The sequence below is a fragment of the Arthrobacter sp. Soc17.1.1.1 genome, assembly GCF_036867195.1.
In the GTDB taxonomy this organism is placed as follows: Bacteria; Actinomycetota; Actinomycetes; order Actinomycetales; family Micrococcaceae; genus Arthrobacter_D.
In genome coordinates this window covers 105,583-125,505 of record NZ_JBAJII010000001.1, presented here as the reverse complement: position 1 = coordinate 125,505, position 19,923 = coordinate 105,583, and the positions used below count along the sequence as shown (strand labels likewise).

The window sequence follows — 19,923 nt, the reverse complement described above, 5'->3', positions numbered from 1 at the left end:
GCCGGTAGCCTGAAACCATGCCCACGAAGACCTCCGCCGCCGCACGCGCGAGCCGCAGCAACGCCCCGAACTACCGCTGCGCCGAGTGCGGCTGGACGACCGCGAAATGGGTGGGGCGGTGCGGCGAATGCCAGGCGTGGGGCACGGTCGAGGAGACGGGCCAGGTGGTCGCGCGGACCACGGCCGCGGCCGCCGTGACGACTCCGGCGCGGCGGATCGCCGAGGTCGACGCCACCCTGTCCGGGTTCCAGCCGACGAAGATCGACGAGCTCGACCGCGTGCTCGGCGGCGGGCTGGTCCCGGGAGCCGTCATCCTGCTCGCCGGTGAGCCCGGGGTCGGCAAGTCCACGCTGCTGCTCGATGTCGCTGCGCGGGTGGCGCGGCTGGGCAAGGACGTCCTCTACGTCACGGGTGAGGAGTCGGCGGCCCAGGTGAAGCTGCGCGCTGACCGGATCGACGCCGTCGCCGACTCGCTGTACCTGAGCGCGGAGACGGACCTCGGCCAGGCACTCGGCCAGGTGGAGTCGATCGACCCCGCGCTGCTGATCGTCGACTCCGTGCAGACCCTCAGCAGCGCGGCCGTGGACGGCAGCGCCGGCGGTGTCACGCAGGTCCGCGAGGTGGCGGCGTCCCTCATCGGGGCGGCCAAGGCCCGCGGCATGACCACGCTCCTCGTCGGCCATGTTACCAAGGACGGCTCGATCGCCGGGCCGAGGCTCCTCGAGCACCTCGTCGACGTCGTCTGCCAGTTCGAGGGCGAGCGCCACTCGCGCCTGCGCCTGCTGCGCGCCGTGAAGAACCGGTACGGGCCCACGGACGAGGTGGGGTGCTTCGACCTGACGGACGGCGGCATCGAGGGACTCGCCGATCCCAGCGGACTCTTCGTCTCGCGCACCAAGGACCCCGTGTCGGGGACCTGCATCACGGTGACGCTCGAGGGCCGGCGTCCGCTCCTCGCGGAGGTGCAGGCACTGCTGGCCGAGTCCCCCAACTCGCAGCCACGCCGGGCCACCAGCGGCCTCGACAGCTCGCGCGTGGCCATGCTGCTCGCGGTGCTGCAGAGCCGTGCCTCGGTGAGCCTCCACAAGGACGACAGCTATGTGGCGACGGTCGGTGGCGTGCGCCTGACCGAGCCCGCCACCGACCTCGCCGTCGCGCTGGCGATCGCGTCCGCGAAGACCGACCATCCCCTGCCCGCGCGGCTGATCGCGTTCGGGGAGGTGGGGCTCGCCGGGGAGGTGCGCCCCGTCCCGGGCATCGGGCGGCGTATCCAGGAAGCGGAGCGGCTCGGGTTCACGCACGCGATCGTCCCGTCCTCACCCGGGGGCACCGGTCCCGTACCCAAGGGCTTCTCCGTGCGGGAGGTCTCCACCCTCGCCGAGGCGCTCGCCCTCCTGTTCTAGGAGACCGCCTCCAGGAGACGGTCCGGATGTCGCCGGGATGCGGCCGCGACGCCAGGGTGAGTGCGACCGCCGGTTCAGTGGCGTCGGCGGGGGCGTCGGCAGTGGCGTCGGCGGGGGCGTCGGCGGGGGCGTCGATTCCGAGCGTTACCGATCTGCGACGGCGCCGATACGGAGGAATTCCTGCACGCCAGTAGTATTATGTTCGGCTGCGCGGGTATTCCCGCAGCTCCTGCCCGCCGTCCGAGCTCGACGGTGGCCGCCCGACTGCGCCGGGCCATCGACAGCGCGGGCGGCGAAAGGATAGGCCATGGTTCGTAGTCCGGAGGACTCGCTCAAAGCCACCCTCGCCAGAGTAGCCCCGGGGACCCAGCTGCGCGACGGGCTCGAGCGGATCCTGAGGGGTCGCACCGGTGCGCTGATCGTGCTCGGCTCCGACCGCACCGTGGATTCGATCTGCTCGGGCGGCTTCGACATCGGCATCGAGTTCTCGCCCACGCGCCTGCGGGAACTGGCCAAGATGGACGGCGCCATCGTCTGCGACAAGGACGCGAGCCGCATCCTCCGCGCGGCCGTCCAGCTCGTACCCGACCACACCATCGAGACGCAGGAGTCCGGGACACGCCACCGCACGGCGGAGCGCGTGGCCAAGCAGACCAGCTTCCCCGTGATCAGCGTCAGCCAGTCCATGCAGATCATCGCCCTCTACATCGACGGGCTCCGGTTCGTCCTCGAGGGGTCCGAGCCCGTGCTCGCCCGCGCGAACCAGGCCCTCGCGACGCTCGAACGGTACCGGGCCCGCCTCGACCAGGTCACCAACTCGCTGTCCGCCCTGGAGATCGAGGCGATGGTGACCGTCCGCGATGTCGCCGTCACCCTGCAGCGCCAGGAGATGGTGCGACGGATCTCCGAGGAGATCTCGCAGTACGTGCTGGAACTCGGCGTGGACGGCCGTCTGCTGTCCCTGCAGGTCGAGGAGCTCACCACGGGCCTCGGCCCGGGCAGCGAGATGGTGCTCCGCGACTACATGGACCTCGGCAGCAGCACGGCGCCGGTGGAGGAGCGCGTCGCGACCCTGCAGGGGTTCAGCTCCACGGATCTCATCGACCTCGGGACCATCGCGAGCGTGCTGGGCTTCAACCCGTCCCTGGACTCGCTCGAAGCCGTCATCCAGCCCAAGGGTTTCCGCCTGCTGTCCGGCATCAAGGCGGTACCGCCCGCCGTCGCCAACCGGCTCGTGGAGCACTTCGACGGCCTGCAGAATCTCATGGCAGCGAACATCGAGGACCTCATGGCCGTGGACGGCATCGGCGAGCAGCGTGCCCGGACCGTCCGCGAGGGCCTGTCCAGGATCGCCGAGACGAGCCTCCTCGACCGCTTCATGTGAGGTCAGCGGTCCTCCCGCGAGCATGAGGCCCAGCGCGGTGGTGCCTACTCGAGCGTGAAGTCCACCGGGCTGCTGCTCCGGACACCGAGCTTGGTGGTCACCGTGTAGCGTCCGGCCCCGGGCTCCTCCGTGACGGGCGTGCAGCCCGGCATGCTGCGGTTACGGGACCACTCGAACTCCGCCCGCTGCTCGGCGCCCGGCTCGATGGTGAGCTCGAGGTCCTGCGAGGCCTGCTGGCAGTCGATGGACGAGAACACGCGCTCGTCCCCGCTGGTCACCAGGAACTCCATCTGGGACGTGCCGACGTTCGCGGCGCAGGCCGTGTCGCCGTCGTTGCGGACCACGAGGGCGAGCATCACGATGTCGTCCGGTCCGTAGCTCTGCCGGTCGGTCTCGGCCCCGACCACCACGTCGTCGGGGTCGCATGCCTTCGAGGATGCCGACGGGCGCGCCGAGGGGCTCGCTGAGGGGCTGGGCGAAGGGGTCGCCGTCGGGCTGGGGGGCCGGGTCGCCGTCGGGCTGGGCGAGGGGGTCGCTGACGCACGGGGCGTCGGGGTCGCCGGGTCCTCCGTCACGGGTGCCGCGGTGGTTCCCGGCGTCGGTGAACCGTCCGCGTTCGCATCCGCCCCCCGCCCGAGGACGCCGGCGATGGCCACGGCGCCGACCGCGACGGCCACGACCACGACGAGCGCCAGGATGGTCACTGCCAGGCGGCGTCGACGGTAGACAGCAGGACTGGGCCGCCGCCTGCTACCGGTGCGCCCGCTGCTGCCGTGGTCGTCGTCCTGCCCGCCCGTTGGTTCCATCCATCAAGGTTAGGGAAGGCTCCGCGCATTCCTCCGGCCACCACGCCGGTGGATAGAGTATTCACGACGATGATCCAGGAACATCCCCGAACCCCCAGCCGTGCGACACCCGGCGATCCGGCGCGCCCCGCCCTATCCGGCGCGGCACCCTCCGCGGCACCACCTGTGCGCGATCTCCACCTGCGGATCACCGACTGGTTCGCGGGGGCCGCACGGGAGCTGCCCTGGCGGGAACCCTCGTGCTCCCCGTGGGGCATCCTCGTCAGCGAGGTCATGCTGCAGCAGACCCCCGTGGCGCGGGTCCTCCCGGTCTGGCGCGACTGGCTGGAACGCTGGCCGTCCCCGGCCCACCTCGCCGCCGAACCCGCGGGCGCGGCCGTCCGTCACTGGGGCCGCCTCGGGTACCCTCGCCGCGCGCTCCGCCTGCACGCCGCAGCAACGGCGATGGTGGCCGGGCACCGCGGTGAGGTGCCGGGCACCTACGAGGAGCTGCTGTCGTTGCCCGGCGTGGGCACCTACACCGCCGCTGCCGTGGCCGCCTTCGCCTTCGGCCGCCGCGAGACCGTCGTGGACACGAACATCCGCCGCGTCCACGCCCGGCTCTTCGGCGGGACGGCCCTCCCCGCGCCGGCGCTCACGGCCGCCGAGACCCGGCGGGCCGTGGAGCTGCTGCCCGACGACGAGGCGCTGTCCGTGCGCTGGAACGCCGCAGTGATGGAACTCGGGGCAGTCGTCTGCACGGCCAGGAGTCCGCTGTGCGATGCGTGCCCCGTGCTGGACGCCTGCGCGTGGGTCGCCGCGGGACGGCCGGCGCCCGACTACGTACCGAAGGGCCAGGCGTGGGCGGGGACGGACCGGCAGGTCCGCGGGGCCATCGTCGCCGTGCTGCGCGAGGCCCACGCCCCGGTGCCCCGGTCCATGCTCCTGGAGGCTCCGGTGGACCTCGCCGTGGTCGCCGACGGGGTGCGGATCCCCGCGGCGCCGGATCCGCTGTCCGCCCTGCACCGCCTGCGGGCCCCCGCCGAGCAGCTCGACCGCGCCCTCGCCGGCCTCCTCGCCGACGGCCTCGCGGAGGAGGCCGACGGCGGGCTCCGCCTGCCGGGCTAGGACGGGGTCGCCGGACCCATTCCCGCGACCCCGTCCCCCGGAAGCGGTCAGGACGGCTCGCCGAATCCCGATTCGACCGCCTGCCCGACGAAGTCGACCGCGGCCTGGGCGTCGGGGCCGCTCGCCTCGACGGTCACCGTCCTGCCCTGGCCGAGCCCGAGGCTCATCAGCAGCATCACCGACTTGCCGTCCACGCCGTTCACCGTCACCTCGGCGTCGAGATCGGTGAGCCCCGTGGCGAGCGTGGCAGCGGGCCGGGCGTGCAGGCCCATCTGGTTCGGCAGCGTCCACGACCCGCTCGCCGTCGTCCCCGCGGCGGCCCTGTCCGTGTCCGCCGGTGCCGCCTGTCCCGGGGCGGCCGCGGCATGGCTGACGAAGGGCTCGAGCTCCTCGGGACGGATGGACACCACGGCCCGCTCCGCCGCCTGGACCACCTCGTCGAGGGATGCGCCGCCCTGGGCCTGCACGGCGGCGGCGACCGCTCCCTCCACCAGGGCAGCCTGGGCGAGCCGGACGGACTCCCGCGCGTCGGGCTCGAGGAACTCGAGCACCATCTCGGCGGTCATGACCGCGGAGCCGAGATCGGTCAGGATCACCACGCCGTCCCCCGCCGATGCCCGCTCGAGGGCCGCCTGCACCCGCTCGAAGCTCGTGCCGATCCGGGCGGGACCGGCGCCGTCGTCCGCTCCTCCGGCGGCGACGAGCAGGACGTCGGGCGCCATCTGGGCGGCCAGTTCGACGACGCCCTCGGCGATCTTCTCGCTGTGCGAGACGATCACGAGGCCGACGCTCACGCGACCTCTCCCCCGGCGGCCGCAGCGGCCGCCGTCAGGATCAGGGCGGTGGAGACGGCGCCGGGGTCCTGGTGCCCGGCGCTGCGCTCACCGAGGTAGCTGGCCCGGCCCTTGCGTGCGATGAGGGGTTCGGTGGCCACCGCCCCGGCGTGGGCCGCGTTCGCCGCGGCGGCGAGCACCTCCGGGGGTGTCGCACCGGCGTGGGCGGCGGTCTCGGCGGACTCCGTGGCCGGCGTCCACGCGTCGACCATGGTCTTGTCGCCCACCTCCGCCTTGCCGCGCGTGACGATGCCGTCGCGTGCGGCCCGGATCATCCCGGCGGCGGCCCCGGCGTCGATCTCCGCCGCATCACCGAGGGAGGTTGCGGCGCGCAGGAAGGCCGTGCCGTACAGGGGCCCGGCGGCACCCCCGACGGTGGACATGAGCGTCATGGCGACCTGCTTCAGGACCGCCGCCGGCGTGGGCGGCGCCTCCCCGGCATCGAGCTTCGCGACGGCGGCACTGAACCCGCGGTCCAGGTTCTCCCCGTGGTCCGCGTCGCCGATGACCCTGTCGAGGTCGATCAGGAGGGCGCGGTTCTCCGCGACCACGCGCGCGGTCTCATGGATCCACCGCACGGCCCAGTCGGTGTCGAGGACCTCCGCCATGCTCAGGCCCCCCATCGCAGCGCGGCGGTGTGCACGGGCGAGTCCCAGAGTTCGAGCATCTCGTCGTCCGCCCGCAGGATCGTCAGCGAGGCGCCCTGCATCTCGAGCGCGGTGATGTAGTTGCCGACGAGGGAGCGTTCGATGCTCACGCCGAGGCCCTCCAGCAGCTGCGCGACCTTGCGGAACACGATGTACAGCTCGCTGGCGGGCGTGCCGCCCATCCCGTTGACCATCACGATGGTGCGGTCGCCCGAGGTGAGCCTGAGGTCGGCGGCGATGGGGTCGAGGAGCCGCTGCGTGATGCCGTCGGCGTCCTCCATGGCGATCTTGTGCCGGCCGGGCTCGCCGTGGATGCCGATACCGATCTCGATCTCGTCGTCCGAGAGCTCGAAGCTGGGCACGCCGGCGTGCGGCACGGTGCAGGCGGCGAGCGCCACACCCATGGAGCGGACGCCGTCCACCACGCGCTGGGCGACGGCCGTGACGCCGTCGAGATCGTCGCCGCGTTCGGCAGCGGCTCCGGCGATGCGCTCGACGAGCACGGTCCCGCCGACGCCGCGCCGGCCCGCCGTGTAGAGGGAGTCCTCGACGGCCACGTCGTCGTTGACGAGGACCGAGCGGACGGTGACACCCTCGGCCTCGGCCATCTCCGCGGCCGTCTCGAAGTTGAGGACGTCGCCCGTGTAGTTCTTGACGATGTGCAGCACGCCCGCACCGCCGTCGACGGCCGTGGTGGCGGGGATGATCTGGTCGGGCGTGGGCGAGGTGAACACGGCGCCGGGCACGGCGGCGTCGAGCATGCCGCGTCCCACGAAGCCGGCGTGGAGCGGTTCGTGACCGCTTCCGCCGCCGGAGACCAGGCCCACCTTGCCCCGGACGGGGGCGTCCCTGCGGGTGATGAAGAGGGGATCGGGGTGGACGGCCACGAGGTCGGCATGCGCGATGCCGAATCCTTCGACCGACTCGTTGACCACGGCTCTGGGGTCGTTGATGAGCTTCTTCACGGCGGCTGCTCCTTGACTGCGAAGACTGCAAACGGACGGTTGTGACAGACTGCAGCCCGCCTTCCATGGACCACGTCGGCCACTCGGAACACTACCGCCCGTTCCTGCGCCTGCCTATAGCCGGGAACCGCCCGGGCGCACCCCTGCCTGGCCCGTTAAACGCCTGAGGGAGGGGCCCGTCACGGGCGCCTCCCTCAGGTGGCCTGGCCGCTCGATCCAAGGTGCGGCCGGGGCGGGTCAGTGGCCCTTGAACGCGTCCTTGACGTTCTCGCCGGCGTCCTTCAGTTTCGAGGTCGCCTGGTCCTTGTGGCCCTCGGCCTCGAGGTTCTCGTCTCCGGTCGCCTTGCCGAGGCCTTCCTTGACCTTGCCGCCCAGGCCTTCGCCCTTGTTCCCGATCTTGTCATCCAGTCCCATGAATCGGACCTCCTTCAGCTCGGTGTACGGCCACCGGATCCGGTGGCGTGCCAGCACCCCTACAGGAATGCTAAGCAGTCTTACCTTATCCCCCGCGAACGGGAGAAAGCCAGCCGCCCCGCTCAGAGTTCCCTGATCATCCGCGTGTTTCCAAGGGTGTTGGGCTTCACCCGGGCCAGGTCGAGGAACTCCGCGACGCCCTCGTCGTGGGATCGCAGGAGTTCCGAGTAGATCCGCGGATCGACGGCGGACTGGTCGGCCATGACCTCGAAGCCGTGGCGGCGGAAGAAGCCCACCTCGAAGGTCAGGCAGAACACGCGCCTGACACCGAAGCCGCGGGCCTCCTCGAGCAGCTCCTCGACGAGCGCATGCCCCACCCCGCGCCCGCGGGCCATGGGGGACGTCGCGAGGGTGCGCACCTCGGCAAGGTCCTCCCACATGATGTGCAGCGCCCCGCAGCCGAGCACCTCCCCGCCGTCGGCCTCCGCGATGCGGAACTCGGGCAGGCCCTCGTAGTAGGCCACCGTCTCCTTGGCCATCAGGATGCGCTCCTGGGCGAGCGGCTCGACGAGCGCCTTGATGGCGGGGACGTCCGAGGTGCGGGCGCGGCGGATGGTGAAGGGTGCGGTCACCCGTGCCACTCTACCGAGCCCGCCCGGCCGGACCGCCTACAGGCCCAGCTCGGGGGGAAGCCCGCGTTCCTCACCGAGGACGTGCGAGGCGAGGAACGCCTCGACCACGCCGTACCAGACGCGCGCGTGCTGGGGCTTGAGGATCCAGTGGTTCTCGTCGGGGAAGTAGAGGAACCGGTGCGGCGTGCGCCCCTCGTCGTCCGCCGCGAGCCTGGAGGCGGACAGCAGGTCGTACCACAGGCGCAGGCCCTCGCCGATCGGCACCCGGTAGTCCTTGTCGCCGTGGATGACGAGCATGGGCGTGCCGATCTCCGCGACGTGCAGGTGCGGCGAGTTCTCGCGCATCGCCTCGGGCGTCATCTCGCGCCGCCAGTAGTAGGCCGCGTCCGTGGTGGGGGCGAACTGGTCCAGCGCCCACAGGCTCGCATGGGTCACGATCGCGGAGAAGCGGTCCGTGTGGCCGGCGATCCAGTTCGCCATGTACCCGCCGAAGCTGCCGCCCATCGCCGCCACACGCGTCGCGTCGATGTCGTCGCGCGCCACGAGGGTGTCGGTCGCGGCCATGAGGTCGGTGTAGGGGGCGCTGCCCCAGCGGCCCCACCCGCGGTCCACCATGCGCTGGCCGTAGCCCGTTGACAGTGCGGGATCGGGCAGGAGCACGGCGTAGCCGCGGGCCGCCATGATCCACGGCGACCAGCGCCACGTCCACGCGTTCCAGGAGCCGATGGGTCCGCCGTGGATCCACAGCAGTGCCGGGGCGGGAGCCTCGGCGGATGCGCCCTCGGGCAGCACGAGCCACGACCTCACCGGCTGTCCGTCCTCGCCCACCGATTCGACGCGTTCCAGCGTGCCCGGCAGCTCGGGGCGCTCCGCGGGGTTCTGGAGGCGCACGGTGGCACCCGAGGAGAGATCGATGCGGACCACCTCGGCGGGGAACAGGTATGAGCTGCGGACGGCGTAGGCGGTCGCCCCGTCCGGTGCCACGCTGACGTCGGAGTACGCGGCGGCGTCCTGCGTGACGCGTCGTACGGACCCCGAGCCGGCGTCGATCACGAACACCGGCGCGCCGCCGTCGTCGTCCGCCGTGACCACGAGCCCGGAACCGTCGGGGAGCCACGCGGCGGGGTCGGGCCACCGGTCCCAGTCCTCGGCCAGGGGGGTGGGGTCGCCGCCGTCGAGCGGGAGCAGGAGCAGGCTGGTGCGCGGCGCGAGATCGGCGGTGGTGCGGCGGTTCCTGACCACCGCGAGGAAGCGGCCGTCGGGACTCACCGGTCCCGGCGAGTAGTCGTTCCCGCGGTCGTCGAGCAGGACGGCGAGGTCCTTCGTCGCCAGGTCCACGCGGACGAGGACCGTCCGCTGGGATCCGTGCTCCTCGGGGACGGTGAGGGCGGTGAAGAGGGCCGATCCGTCGGGCGTCAGCACGGGGTGGGCGTCCCGGAGGCCGCCCCGGGGCGACGGGACGAGGTCCTCGAGCGGGTGGTCGCCGTCCCCGGCCGGGTCCTGCAGCGTGAAGTACCGGGGCTCGTCCGGCCCGAGGTCGGCGTCCCAGTAACGGACGGGGTACCCGGAATGCAGGATCGCCGCGACCCCGGACTCCGTGCGTGCCTTGCGCCGCTCGGCGTCGTCCTCCTCGTCCGTGGAGCCGGTGAGCGCGTTGCCCGTGACGACGGCGACGTCGGCCGCGTCCGCCGTCGCGACACCCGCCACGCCGCCTTCGCGCGTGAGGAGCAGGGACGCCTCACCGCCGCCGGCCGGCAGCCGCCACAGCGCCGTGCGCTTCTCGCCCTCGGCATCGTCCGGGTCGGGCCGCGCCGAGGTGAAGAGCAGGTCTCCGCCGGCGAGGAACGCGGCTCCCGACTCGCCGGCCGCACTGCGGGTCAGGCGCCGGGCGGGCCGCTCACCCCTCGGGTCCACCTCCCAGAGCGCCGTCCGGTATGCGGTCTTCTTCGGGTCGAGGGTCGCCACGGCGGTCACCAGGCGTGTGCCCTCCCGGTCGAGGACGAGTCCGCTGAGGCGTGGCAGGGCGACGAAGTCCTCGAGCGAGGAGAAGGGAGTGGTCATGCGTCATCTCTATCACCGCCTGTGGGCCGGATCACAGAGGTTCACTACGGGAGGAATCTTGTTGCTGCGGGCACCCAATCCCTGCCGGGATGCCGGGTGACGAAAGAACCCGCCCTGCTGTGCAGGGCGGGTTCTTCCGTCGATCACGCGGTACTACTCGGGGAGGACGGCCTCGAGTGCGGCCGGTGCGTCCTCGAGCTCCTTGGGCGCTCCGTGGCCGACGAAGGTGAAGCGTGCATCCACGCCCTCGCCCTCGACGTCCACATCCACGCGCTCGCCCGGCTTCAGCTCGCCGAAGAGGATCTTCTCCGACAGCTGGTCCTCGATCTCGCGCTGGATGGTGCGGCGCAGCGGCCGGGCACCCATCGCGGGGTCGTAGCCGCGGGTGGCCAGGAGGACCTTGGCTGCGGGGGTGAGCTGGATCGTCATGCCCTTGTCCGCCATGCGGCGGCTCAGGCGCTCGAGGAACAGGTCCACGATCTCGACGATCTCGTCCTGGGTGAGCTGCGGGAACACGACGGTGTCGTCGACGCGGTTGAGGAACTCGGGACGGAAGTGCTGCTTGAGCTCCTCCGTGACCTTCGCCTTCATCCGGTTGTAGCTCGTCGTGGTGTCGGAGCCGGACTGGAAGCCCGTCATGACGCCCTTCGAGATGTCGCGGGTACCGAGGTTGGTGGTCATGATGATCACCGTGTTCTTGAAGTCCACCATGCGGCCCTGGCTGTCCGTGAGGCGCCCGTCCTCGAGGATCTGCAGGAGCGAGTTGAAGAGATCGGCGTGCGCCTTCTCCACCTCGTCGAACAGGACCACGGAGAACGGCTTGCGGCGGACCTTCTCGGTCAGCTGGCCGCCCTCCTCGTAGCCCACGTAGCCCGGAGGGGCGCCGAAGAGCCGCGAGACGGTGTGCTTCTCGGAGTACTCGGACATGTCCAGCGTGATGAGGGCGTCCTCCTCGCCGAACAGGAACTCCGCGAGGGCCTTGGCGAGCTCGGTCTTGCCGACGCCCGTGGGGCCGGCGAAGATGAACGAGCCACCCGGGCGCTTCGGATCCTTGAGGCCGGCACGCGTACGGCGGATGGCCTGGGAGATGGCCTTGATGGCCTCGTTCTGCCCGATGACCCGCTTGTGCAGCTCGGCCTCCATGTTGAGCAGTCGCGAGGACTCGGCCTCGGTCAGCTTGAACACGGGGATGCCGGTGGAGTTGGCGAGCACCTCGGCGATGAGTTCCTCATCAACCTCGGCGATGTCGTCGAGTCCGCCGGACTTCCAGCGGCGCTCCTTGTCGGCACGCTCGTCGTGGAGCTTCTGCTCCTTGTCGCGCAGCGATGCGGCACCCTCGAAGTCCTGGGAGTCGATGGCCGACTCCTTCTCGCGCTTGACGTCGGCGATGCGCTCGTCGATCTCCTTGAGCTCCGGCGGGGCGGTCATCCGGCGGATGCGCAGGCGCGCTCCCGCCTCGTCGATGAGGTCGATCGCCTTGTCCGGCAGGAACCGGTCCGAGATGTAGCGCTCGGCCAGGGTCGCAGCGCTGGACAGGGCGCCGTCGGTGATGGAGACGCGGTGGTGCGCCTCGTAGCGGTCGCGCAGCCCCTTGAGGATCTCGATCGCGTGGGCCACGGAGGGCTCTGCGACCTGGATGGGCTGGAAGCGGCGCTCGAGGGCGGCGTCCTTCTCGATGTGCTTGCGGTACTCGTCGAGCGTGGTGGCGCCGATGGTCTGGAGCTCGCCACGCGCGAGCATGGGCTTCAGGATCGACGCGGCGTCGATGGCACCCTCGGCGGCACCCGCACCGACGAGGGTGTGGATCTCGTCGATGAACAGGATGATGTCCCCGCGGGTGCGGATCTCCTTGAGGACCTTCTTCAGCCGCTCCTCGAAGTCACCGCGGTAGCGCGAACCGGCCACCAGGGATCCGAGGTCCAGCGTGTACAGCTGCTTGTCCTTGATGGTCTCCGGGACGTCGCCGCGCACGATCGCCTGGGCGAGACCCTCGACGACGGCGGTCTTGCCGACGCCCGGCTCACCGATCAGGACGGGGTTGTTCTTGGTGCGGCGGGAGAGGACCTGCATGACGCGTTCCATCTCCTGCTCGCGCCCGATGACGGGATCGAGCTTGGACTCGCGCGCAGCCTGCGTGAGGTTGCGGCCGAACTGGTCCAGCACGACGGAACCGGCAGGGGTTCCCTCCTGCTGCGGCCCGCCGGCGGCTGCCGGCTCCTTGCCCTGGTAGCCGGACAGCAGCTGGATGACCTGCTGGCGGACACGGTTGAGGTCCGCTCCGAGCTTCACGAGCACCTGCGCGGCGACGCCCTCACCCTCGCGGATGAGACCGAGCAGGATGTGCTCGGTGCCGATGTAGTTGTGGCCGAGCTGCAGGGCCTCCCGGAGGGAGAGCTCCAGTACCTTCTTGGCCCGGGGGGTGAAGGGGATGTGACCGGACGGGGCCTGCTGGCCCTGCCCGATGATCTCCTGGACCTGCTCCCGCACGGCGCCCAGCGAGATGCTGAGCGACTCAAGGGCCTTGGCGGCTACACCCTCGCCCTCGTGGATGAGGCCAAGCAGGATGTGCTCGGTGCCGATGTAATTGTGGTTGAGCATGCGGGCCTCTTCCTGGGCCAGCACAACAACACGACGGGCACGATCAGTAAATCTCTCAAACATGAGGAACACACTCCTAGCTAACGCGTAATTCGATGCTACGGGGCCGGGGTGTGCTTTGGGCCCGTGTTCGCCACAGGCGAGATAACGCCGGAGGGTCTTCCGCTCCGGCGCCCGGTGGGGATGGTCAGCGCTGGGCGGCGCGGTACGCCTCGACGATCTCGCTGTTGACCCGCCCGCGGGAGGAGACGTCGTAGCCGTTCTCCCTGGCCCACTCACGGATCTGAGCCGCCTCCTGGTTGCGCGAGGGCGACGGCGCACCCGAGGCGGCCGAGCCGCTGGAGCGCTGCTTCGAGGAGTTGCTGCGGCGCGCGGCGCCCACGTAGTCGCCCAGGGCGGCGCGGAGTTCCGCGGCGTGCGCTTCGGAGAGGTCGATCTCGTACTGGACGCCGTCCAGGCCGAAGCGCACTGTCTCATCGGCTTCGCCGCCGTCGATGTCGTCGATGAGGATTATCTTTACCTTCTGCGCCACAATGATCTCCTATTTGTTCCTCGATATCGGTGCCCCCTCGACGATTATGGGCCACAATTGTATCGAGGTCAAAGAAGGAGTTTCATCCCGGGTTTATCTCCGGATTTCCTTTTTCCTCGTCCGATGATTCGCGCCGGCGTGCATCCTCGGCGTCCTGTAATTCCTCCGCCCGCGCCATGGCCTCGCGTTCCGCCCTGTCCGCGTTGAATATGGCCTTGATCACGAAGTAGAAGAGGACGGCCAGGCAGAAGGACGGCAGGAGCACTGCCACATATTCCACGGCTACTGCCCTGCCTCGGGCTTGAGAATGGGGAAGAGTATCGACTCGCGAATTCCGACGTTCGTGAAAAGCATCACGAGGCGGTCGATTCCGAGCCCGATCCCGCCCATGGGCGGAGCACCGTATTCGAGGGCCCGCAGGAAATCCTCGTCAAGCTGCATCGCCTCGTCGTCACCGGCGGCCGCCTGGCGCGACTGCTCGGTGAGACGCTCGCGCTGGATGACCGGATCGATGAGCTCGGAGAACGCCGTGCCGCGTTCCATGCCGCCGATGATGAGGTCCCATGCCTCGATGAGGCGTGGATCCTCACGGTGGGGCCGTGCCAGCGGCTGGGCGGACGGCGGATAGTCGTAGACGAAGGTCGGCTGCAGGAGGGTGGGCTCGACGATCTCGGAGAACAGTTCCAGGACCATCTTCTCCGCGCCCCAGGCCGGGTTCAGCGGCACCTCGTGCTGCTCGGCGACGGCCCGCAGCTCCTCCACCCCCGTCTCCGGCGTGATCTCGCGGCCCACGGCGGAGGACAGCCCCGGGTACACCGCGAGCCAGGCCCAGTCACCGTCGAGGTCGATGGTGCCCTTGGCGGTCTCGATGGTGCGGGAGCCGAGGAGGTCCGCGCAGGCGAGGATCATCTCCTTCATACGCTCGGCCATCACGAACTGGTCGGCATAGGCCTCGTAGCACTCGAGCATCGTGAACTCGGGGCTGTGGGTGGAGTCGACCCCCTCGTTGCGGAAGATCCGGCCGATCTCGTAGACGCGGTCGATCCCACCGACCACGGCGCGCTTCAGGTACAGCTCGAGCGCGATCCGGAGGGTCATCTTCTGGTCGAACGCGTTCAGGTGCGTCTCGAACGGGCGGGCCGTCGCGCCGCCGTGGACGAGCTGCAGGATGGGGGTCTCCACCTCGATGTAGTCGCGGCGGTTCAGCGTCTCCCGGAGCGTCCGGGTGATGGCGGCGCGGGTGCGGACCATCTGGCGGGCCTCCTCGCGCACCATGAGGTCCACGTAGCGCTGGCGGACACGCGTCTCCTCGTTCACGCCGGCGTGCAGCGTGGGCAGGGGGCGGAGGGCCTTGGACGCCATGGTCCATGAGGACGCCATCACGGACAGCTCGCCGCGGCGGGAGCTGATGACCTCGCCACGCACCTGGACGTGGTCGCCGAGGTCCACGAGGGACTTCCACCCGGCCAGGCCCTCCTCGCCGATCTCGGCGAGGCTGAGCATGATCTGCAGGCGCGTGCCGTCGCCCTCCTGCAGGGTGGCGAAGCACAGTTTGCCCGAGTTGCGGATGAACACCACACGGCCGACGACGGCCACCTGGTGGCCGCTCGACTCTCCCGTGGGGAGGTCCGCGAACCGCTCCCGCACCGCCGCGAGCGAGTCGGTCCGCTCCGGCTTGACCGGGTAGGGCTCCATCCCGGCGTCGAGGAGGGCCGCGCGCTTCTGCAGGCGGAAGCGCATCTGCTCGTTGAGGTCGTCCGGGGAGAGGGTGTCGTCAGGGGTCACGGAAGACAAGTTTACGGCTCCCCGCCGGGCCCGCGGTGGGTGCGCGGTGTGCGTCAGGCCACAGGGGGCAGGAAGGCGTTGTCGATGAGGCGCACCGCGCCCACCCGCGCTGCGACGACCGCGAGGGCAGGAGCGGTCCGCGCGTCGTGCCCGGCCGGCGCGAACGACGACGGGTCGACGATCTCGAGGTAGTCGAGGTCCACTCCCCGCTCGGCCAGGATCTCGGCGCGGGCCGCCGGGAGGTCCGGGGGCACGCCGTCGCGCGCACCGGCACGGAGGGTCCCGAGCACGCGCGAGAGCACCAGTGCCGCGCGGCGCTCGTCCGCGGAGAGGAAGCGGTTGCGGCTGGAGAGGGCCAGCCCGTCGGCGTCCCGGACGATGGGCACGCCCTCGATGCGGACGGGCACGTTCAGGTCGAGCACCATGCGCCGGATGAGCGCGAGCTGCTGGGCGTCCTTCTCGCCGAAGTAGGCGCGGTAGTCGGCCCCGGTGCCGGGCAGTCCGAGGTTGAGGAGCTTGGCGACGACGGTGAGCATGCCGTCGAAGTGGCCGGGCCGGGATGCCCCCTCGAGCACCTCCCCCATTCGGCCGGCGCTCACGCGGACCAGCGGCTCGCCCCCGGGGTACATGTCCTCCACGGACGGTGCGAAGACGATGTCGGTCCCGCACCCGCCGAGCAGCCGCAGGTCGGCGTCGAGCGTGCGCGGGTAGCGGTCGAGGTCCGCCTGGTCGCCGAACTGCAGGGGGTTCACGAAGACGGACACGACGACGACGTCCTCGGCCTCGCGGGCGGTGCGGGCGAGCGTCGCGTGGCCCTCGTGCAGGCCGCCCATGGTGGGCACGAGACCGAGCGACGGCCGGCCGGCCCCTGCGCCGCGCCGGTTCCGGGCGTCGTCGAGCAGGGCCGTGGTCGCGGCCCGCAGGTCGGCGGGCGTGGAGACGAGGAGCGGGGTGGCCGGGCGTGGGGTGCCGGTCGAGGTCACGGGGAGTCCTTCCGGGACGGAGGCGGTCTGGCGGGGTTCTGGCGAGCGGGTGGTCCGGGCGGGGCCGGGACGTGTCAGGGACGCGGGGCGTCCGGCGCCCCGGGCGGTTCGTCCTCGACGGTGTCGGCGAGCACGGCGAGGATGGCCTGTCCCTGCGCGGACGAGAGGATGCCGCGCTCCAGCGCGCGCAGGGCCGTGACGCGCGCCATGGCGAGGTACGCCTGCCGGGTGTCGGGGGCGTCGTGGGAGTCCAGCGCCGCCCGGTGTGCGCGCACCGTGCCGGCGTCACCGCGGGCCACGGGGCCGGTCAGGGCGCCCTCCCCGGAGGACAGTGCATTCTCGAGCGACGCCTTCATGAGAGGCCCGAGGAGGCGGTCCGGGTGCTGCACCCCGACGTCGCCCAGGAGCTGCGCGGACTGGGCGGCGATCGTGACGAGGTGGTTCGAGGCGTGGGCGAGGGCCGCGTGGTACAGCGCCCGGGACTCCTCCTCGATGACCACGGACTCGGCACCCATCTCCACCACGAGGGCCTGCGCGATCGGCAGGACCGCGGCGGGGGCGGTGATGCCGAACATGCTGTCCGGCAGGCGCCCGAGGTCGAGGCTCAGCCCCGTGAAGGTCATGGCCGGATGGATGGCCAGCGGGATGGCGCCCGCCGCCCGGGCCGGGCCCAGCACGGAGGTGCCGTACCGCCCGGAGGTGTGCACCACGAGCTGCCCCGCCTGCCATGCGCCCAGCTGAGCGAGTCCCTCCACCAGGTCGGGCAGGGCGTCGTCGGGCACGGTGAGCAGCACCAGTTCGGCGCGCTCGATGACGTCGGGGACCTCCAGCACCGGGACGCCGGGCAGCAGGTTCTCGGCGCGCTCCCGGCTCGCGTCGGAGACCGCGGAGACGCCGACGACGGCGTGGCCGGCCGACCGCAGGGCAGCACCCAGGACGGCGCCGACCTTACCGGCACCGACCACGCCGACGCCGAGCCGTCCGGGGCGTCTCGACGCGTCAGCGCGGGCCATCGGCGGGCACCTCACGATCGGAGGGGGCCGGGACGTACCGCGGGACGTCGGGCATGACCTCGCGCACGTCCTCGGGTCCGCCGGTGCCGGCCTCGCCGTCGGCCGGCGGCGCGGTGAGCGCGGCAGGGACCGGCGCGCCCTGCAGGACGCCGTCCGGGGCACTGTCAGGACCGCCCGGAACGCCGTGCGGAGCGCCGCCAGGAGCACTGTCCGGGGCACTGTCCGGAGGACTGAACGGAGCGCTACCGGGACCGTCGGCCCGAGGGGCTGCCGCGGGGACGGGCTTCATCCACTGCTCGGGGCCGCTGCGCCGCCGCGCCTCCCCGGCGCGCGCCGCCTGGCCGTGGAAGAGCTGCCAGGCGGTGGCGGAGTCGGCGAGGACCACGCGGGCGCCGACCGGGCCTGGCGTGGTCTGGAGCTGCAGGTCGGAGACGCCGACGCGTCGGCTCACGGGCCCCTGGTGGAGGGAGATCGACTGGGTGCGCTCGTGCGGGACGACGACGAGCTGGCGCCACAGGACGCCGGAGCGCAGGAGCAGCGCGGTCCGCGTGACGGCGAAGCCGTTGCGGCGCCATGCGAACGGTGCGAGCCACCGGGCACGGCGCGGCGTGGTCACGAACCCCTCCCCGCCGTCCCTGTCCACCATGCCCGCGGTGAAGACCTCCACGGGGCGCTCCGTCCCGGGATCGGGCAGCACCAGCGCGAGGATCTGCAGCACCTCGTCCCGGGTGCCGACGGGCAGGAGGGTGGCGCGGGCCTGACCCTCGCTGGAGGCCGAGGCGCCGTACCCTGCCACGTTCACGGTGACCCGGTACCAGCCCTTGAAGCGCCACAGCGGCGGCTGCACGATGCCGAGCGCCTGCACCCTGCCCGGGGGGACGGTCTGCGCCCTCGTGTCGAGCAGGCCGTAGCGTATCCGGATGCCGTCCGGGGAGGTGGCGGCACGGAAGTTGTAGCCGGTGTTGAGGGCGGACCAGTAGCCGCCGATCACGCCGATGAGGAGGGGGATGAAGGACGTCGCGATGAACGGCGTGTCGAACACGACGCCGAGGGTGACGATCACGACGGCCGCCACCACCAGCGCCACGGTCATCCCGGACAGCACGGCCGCGCCGATCACACGGCCGGGCGGGATCGCCACCACCTCGCGCTCGGGCGCCTCGGCGACCTGCTCGGGGTGATCGGGGTCCGCGGCCACGCCTGCGGCCCGCGCGAGGATCGTGGCGCGGAGCTTCTGGGCGTCGTCGAGCTTCAGGAAGGCGAGCCGGACGGCGGACTCGCCGGCGTCGGCCACCTCGAACTTGAGCTCCGCGAGGCCGAAGATCCGGGCGAGGAACGGCTGCACGATATCGATCGCCTGCACCCGGTCCAGCCGCGCCTGGCGCTGCTGGCGGAACACGACGCCGGAGTGCACGCGCACGTGCTCGGCGGTCACCTGGTAGCGCGTGAAGTACCAGGAGACGAGGAACGCACCGGCGACGAGGAGGACGACGGCGAGCAGCACCCCGCCGGCGAGCAGGAGACCGACGCCTTCGGGCAGGGGGCCGCGCCCGCGCGTCTCCGCCGAGAACAGTCCCTCGAACCAGTCCCGCCCCACGAAGTAGAGGATGGCGACGAGTACGATCCAGCCCCGCACGAGCGGCGAGATGACGTGGACGCGCTGCCAGGCGTCGTCGCCGGTGCCCTTCGCGCCGCCCGCGCCGCCGATACCGCCCGCACCGTCGGGGGGCGCCGGCAGCGCCGCGGGGGATCCGCCCTCGGGGGTCACAGCCCCGCCAGCCTGGCTTCTCCCCGCGCGGAGAGCTGCTCGCGCAGGCGCGAGCCCTCCTCGGCCGGCAGCCCGGGGATGAGGGCGTTGGTGGCGGGCGCCGCGGTGTGCAGCTTGAGCGTGCAGATCCCGTAGGCGCGCTCGAGGGGGCCGACGGCGACGTCGACGTACTGCATGCGGCCGTACGGGACCACCAGGGTGCGCTGGAAGAAGACACCCTGGCGCACCAGGAGGTCGTCGTCGCGCTCCGCGTAGCCGATCGACGCGACCTGCCGCGGCAGCAGGACACCGCGCCAGACGGCCATCACCAGCACGGCGGCGGGAAGCCCCCAGGCGAGCCAGAGGGGCGGGAAGGAGTCCCAGATCCCCGTGAGGCGCAGGGTCAGGGGGACGCTCGCCAGGACGAGCCAGACCAGTGACCCGATGAGCCACCCGATCACCCTCACGCGCAGGTACTTCGGCGACACCCTGGACCACTCGAGCCCGGACGGATCGATCGGTTCCCTACGCATACTCCCCCTCGCTGGAGCCCGCTGTGCCCGAGCCGTCGTCGTCGGGCGGCAGCCGGCAGAAGTCCTCGACAACCAATCCCACCATAATCATGATGATCCCGCCCGCCATCAGGGCGGCCGACCCCCAGAGGGGCGCCGTGGTGGAGCGTACCGAGAGGAGCGCCACCTGGTCGACGAGGATGCCCGCGTGCCAGCCGAGACTCAGTGCCCCGGCATAGGCGCACGCCTGCGCGAGGACGAGCGTGCGCGTGGCGAGGATCGGGTCGAGCGGGCGGTCGTGGTCGCCGTTGCGCCAGCGGAGCACGCGCCGCCCGAACACGAGGGTGATCCCGATGATGACCGCCGTCGTGACGAGCGACGTCAGGGGCAGGGTGGGCGTGCCGAAGCCGTTGCGGGTGGCCAGCCAGTTGACCAGCCACCCGGTGAATCCGGCCGCCAGCCCCACCAGGGCCAGCCAGCGGAACCGAAGGGTGCTCACAG

19 protein-coding genes are annotated in these 19,923 nt (G+C 71.6%); 3 read left to right on the top strand and 16 right to left on the bottom strand.

Annotation, left to right across the window (positions count from 1 at the left end; genetic code table 11):
• The first annotated feature begins 17 nt into the window (after nucleotides 1-17).
• Together radA and disA are read left to right on the top strand one after the other, a co-directional pair.
• Complete coding sequence (radA, locus tag V6S67_RS00585) at nucleotides 18-1,403, top strand: DNA repair protein RadA (RefSeq protein ID WP_334208397.1); 1,386 nt, start codon at nucleotides 18-20, stop codon at nucleotides 1,401-1,403.
• A gap of 307 nt (nucleotides 1,404-1,710) precedes the next feature.
• Nucleotides 1,711-2,787 (top strand): DNA integrity scanning diadenylate cyclase DisA, encoded by a 1,077-nt coding sequence (gene disA, locus V6S67_RS00580; RefSeq protein ID WP_104048530.1) that lies wholly within the window; start codon nucleotides 1,711-1,713, stop codon nucleotides 2,785-2,787.
• 44 nt (nucleotides 2,788-2,831) lie between these two features.
• Here the strand turns inward: disA and V6S67_RS00575 are convergent, their stop codons facing one another.
• Nucleotides 2,832-3,593, bottom strand: coding sequence for a hypothetical protein (locus V6S67_RS00575; RefSeq protein ID WP_334208396.1), 762 nt, complete (start codon nucleotides 3,591-3,593; stop codon nucleotides 2,832-2,834).
• Nucleotides 3,594-3,758: 165 nt separating this feature from the next.
• On the opposite strand from V6S67_RS00575, the gene V6S67_RS00570 reads away from it, so the two are divergent.
• Nucleotides 3,759-4,700: an A/G-specific adenine glycosylase gene (locus V6S67_RS00570; RefSeq protein ID WP_334208395.1), complete on the top strand. Its 942-nt coding sequence runs from the start codon at nucleotides 3,759-3,761 to the stop codon at nucleotides 4,698-4,700.
• A gap of 47 nt (nucleotides 4,701-4,747) precedes the next feature.
• On the opposite strand, the gene dhaM is transcribed toward V6S67_RS00570, so the two are convergent.
• From dhaM to V6S67_RS00495, 15 genes are all read right to left on the bottom strand, one after another.
• The gene (gene dhaM / locus V6S67_RS00565) at nucleotides 4,748-5,494 is read right to left on the bottom strand and encodes a dihydroxyacetone kinase phosphoryl donor subunit DhaM (RefSeq protein WP_334208394.1); all 747 of its coding nucleotides are present in this window, start codon (nucleotides 5,492-5,494) and stop codon (nucleotides 4,748-4,750) included.
• Complete coding sequence (gene dhaL, locus V6S67_RS00560) at nucleotides 5,491-6,141, bottom strand: dihydroxyacetone kinase subunit DhaL (protein ID WP_334208393.1); 651 nt, start codon at nucleotides 6,139-6,141, stop codon at nucleotides 5,491-5,493. Before dhaL ends, dhaM begins: the two co-directional genes overlap by 4 nt.
• Nucleotides 6,142-6,143: 2 nt before the next feature.
• Nucleotides 6,144-7,145, bottom strand: coding sequence for a dihydroxyacetone kinase subunit DhaK (dhaK, locus tag V6S67_RS00555; protein WP_334208392.1), 1,002 nt, complete (start codon nucleotides 7,143-7,145; stop codon nucleotides 6,144-6,146).
• A gap of 237 nt (nucleotides 7,146-7,382) precedes the next feature.
• A complete protein-coding gene (locus V6S67_RS00550) occupies nucleotides 7,383-7,559 on the bottom strand; it encodes a CsbD family protein (protein WP_104181114.1) in 177 nt (58 codons plus the stop codon).
• Between the two features lie 122 nt (nucleotides 7,560-7,681).
• Nucleotides 7,682-8,191 (bottom strand): amino-acid N-acetyltransferase, encoded by a 510-nt coding sequence (locus V6S67_RS00545; protein WP_334208391.1) that lies wholly within the window; start codon nucleotides 8,189-8,191, stop codon nucleotides 7,682-7,684.
• 36 nt (nucleotides 8,192-8,227) lie between these two features.
• Complete coding sequence (locus V6S67_RS00540; protein ID WP_334208390.1) at nucleotides 8,228-10,252, bottom strand: S9 family peptidase; 2,025 nt, start codon at nucleotides 10,250-10,252, stop codon at nucleotides 8,228-8,230.
• A 153-nt stretch (nucleotides 10,253-10,405) separates the two neighbouring features.
• Nucleotides 10,406-12,913, bottom strand: a complete 2,508-nt coding sequence (locus V6S67_RS00535; RefSeq protein ID WP_334208389.1) for an ATP-dependent Clp protease ATP-binding subunit — start codon at nucleotides 12,911-12,913, stop codon at nucleotides 10,406-10,408.
• A gap of 124 nt (nucleotides 12,914-13,037) precedes the next feature.
• A complete protein-coding gene (locus V6S67_RS00530) occupies nucleotides 13,038-13,382 on the bottom strand; it encodes a histone-like nucleoid-structuring protein Lsr2 (RefSeq protein WP_334208388.1) in 345 nt (114 codons plus the stop codon).
• Between the two features lie 82 nt (nucleotides 13,383-13,464).
• Nucleotides 13,465-13,662: a hypothetical protein gene (locus V6S67_RS00525; RefSeq protein ID WP_334208387.1), complete on the bottom strand. Its 198-nt coding sequence runs from the start codon at nucleotides 13,660-13,662 to the stop codon at nucleotides 13,465-13,467.
• A 2-nt stretch (nucleotides 13,663-13,664) separates the two neighbouring features.
• Nucleotides 13,665-15,167, bottom strand: a complete 1,503-nt coding sequence (gene lysS / locus V6S67_RS00520; RefSeq protein ID WP_334208386.1) for a lysine--tRNA ligase — start codon at nucleotides 15,165-15,167, stop codon at nucleotides 13,665-13,667.
• Between the two features lie 53 nt (nucleotides 15,168-15,220).
• Nucleotides 15,221-16,150, bottom strand: coding sequence for a pantoate--beta-alanine ligase (panC, locus tag V6S67_RS00515; RefSeq protein ID WP_442884672.1), 930 nt, complete (start codon nucleotides 16,148-16,150; stop codon nucleotides 15,221-15,223).
• A gap of 74 nt (nucleotides 16,151-16,224) precedes the next feature.
• Complete coding sequence (locus V6S67_RS00510) at nucleotides 16,225-17,163, bottom strand: Rossmann-like and DUF2520 domain-containing protein (protein ID WP_334208385.1); 939 nt, start codon at nucleotides 17,161-17,163, stop codon at nucleotides 16,225-16,227.
• Nucleotides 17,150-18,931, bottom strand: a complete 1,782-nt coding sequence (locus V6S67_RS00505; protein ID WP_334208384.1) for a PH domain-containing protein — start codon at nucleotides 18,929-18,931, stop codon at nucleotides 17,150-17,152. The genes V6S67_RS00510 and V6S67_RS00505 overlap by 14 nt, the downstream gene beginning before the upstream one ends.
• A complete protein-coding gene (locus tag V6S67_RS00500) occupies nucleotides 18,928-19,443 on the bottom strand; it encodes a PH domain-containing protein (protein WP_334208383.1) in 516 nt (171 codons plus the stop codon). The genes V6S67_RS00505 and V6S67_RS00500 overlap by 4 nt, the downstream gene beginning before the upstream one ends.
• On the bottom strand, nucleotides 19,436-19,921 hold the full coding sequence (locus V6S67_RS00495) for a DUF3180 domain-containing protein (RefSeq protein WP_334208382.1): 486 nt from the start codon (nucleotides 19,919-19,921) through the stop codon (nucleotides 19,436-19,438). Before V6S67_RS00495 ends, V6S67_RS00500 begins: the two co-directional genes overlap by 8 nt.
• Nucleotides 19,922-19,923: the final 2 nt, after the last annotated feature.

Coding starts and splice junctions, on each gene's coding strand:
- radA (WP_334208397.1), top strand. CDS start 18: ATGCCCACGAAGACCTCCGCCGCCGCACGCGCGAGCCGCAGCAACGCC.
- disA (WP_104048530.1), top strand. CDS start 1,711: ATGGTTCGTAGTCCGGAGGACTCGCTCAAAGCCACCCTCGCCAGAGTA.
- V6S67_RS00575 (WP_334208396.1), bottom strand. CDS start 3,593: ATGGAACCAACGGGCGGGCAGGACGACGACCACGGCAGCAGCGGGCGC.
- dhaL (WP_334208393.1), bottom strand. CDS start 6,141: ATGGCGGAGGTCCTCGACACCGACTGGGCCGTGCGGTGGATCCATGAG.
- V6S67_RS00550 (WP_104181114.1), bottom strand. CDS start 7,559: ATGGGACTGGATGACAAGATCGGGAACAAGGGCGAAGGCCTGGGCGGC.
- V6S67_RS00540 (WP_334208390.1), bottom strand. CDS start 10,252: ATGACCACTCCCTTCTCCTCGCTCGAGGACTTCGTCGCCCTGCCACGC.
- V6S67_RS00535 (WP_334208389.1), bottom strand. CDS start 12,913: ATGTTTGAGAGATTTACTGATCGTGCCCGTCGTGTTGTTGTGCTGGCC.
- V6S67_RS00510 (WP_334208385.1), bottom strand. CDS start 17,163: ATGGCCCGCGCTGACGCGTCGAGACGCCCCGGACGGCTCGGCGTCGGC.
- V6S67_RS00500 (WP_334208383.1), bottom strand. CDS start 19,443: ATGCGTAGGGAACCGATCGATCCGTCCGGGCTCGAGTGGTCCAGGGTG.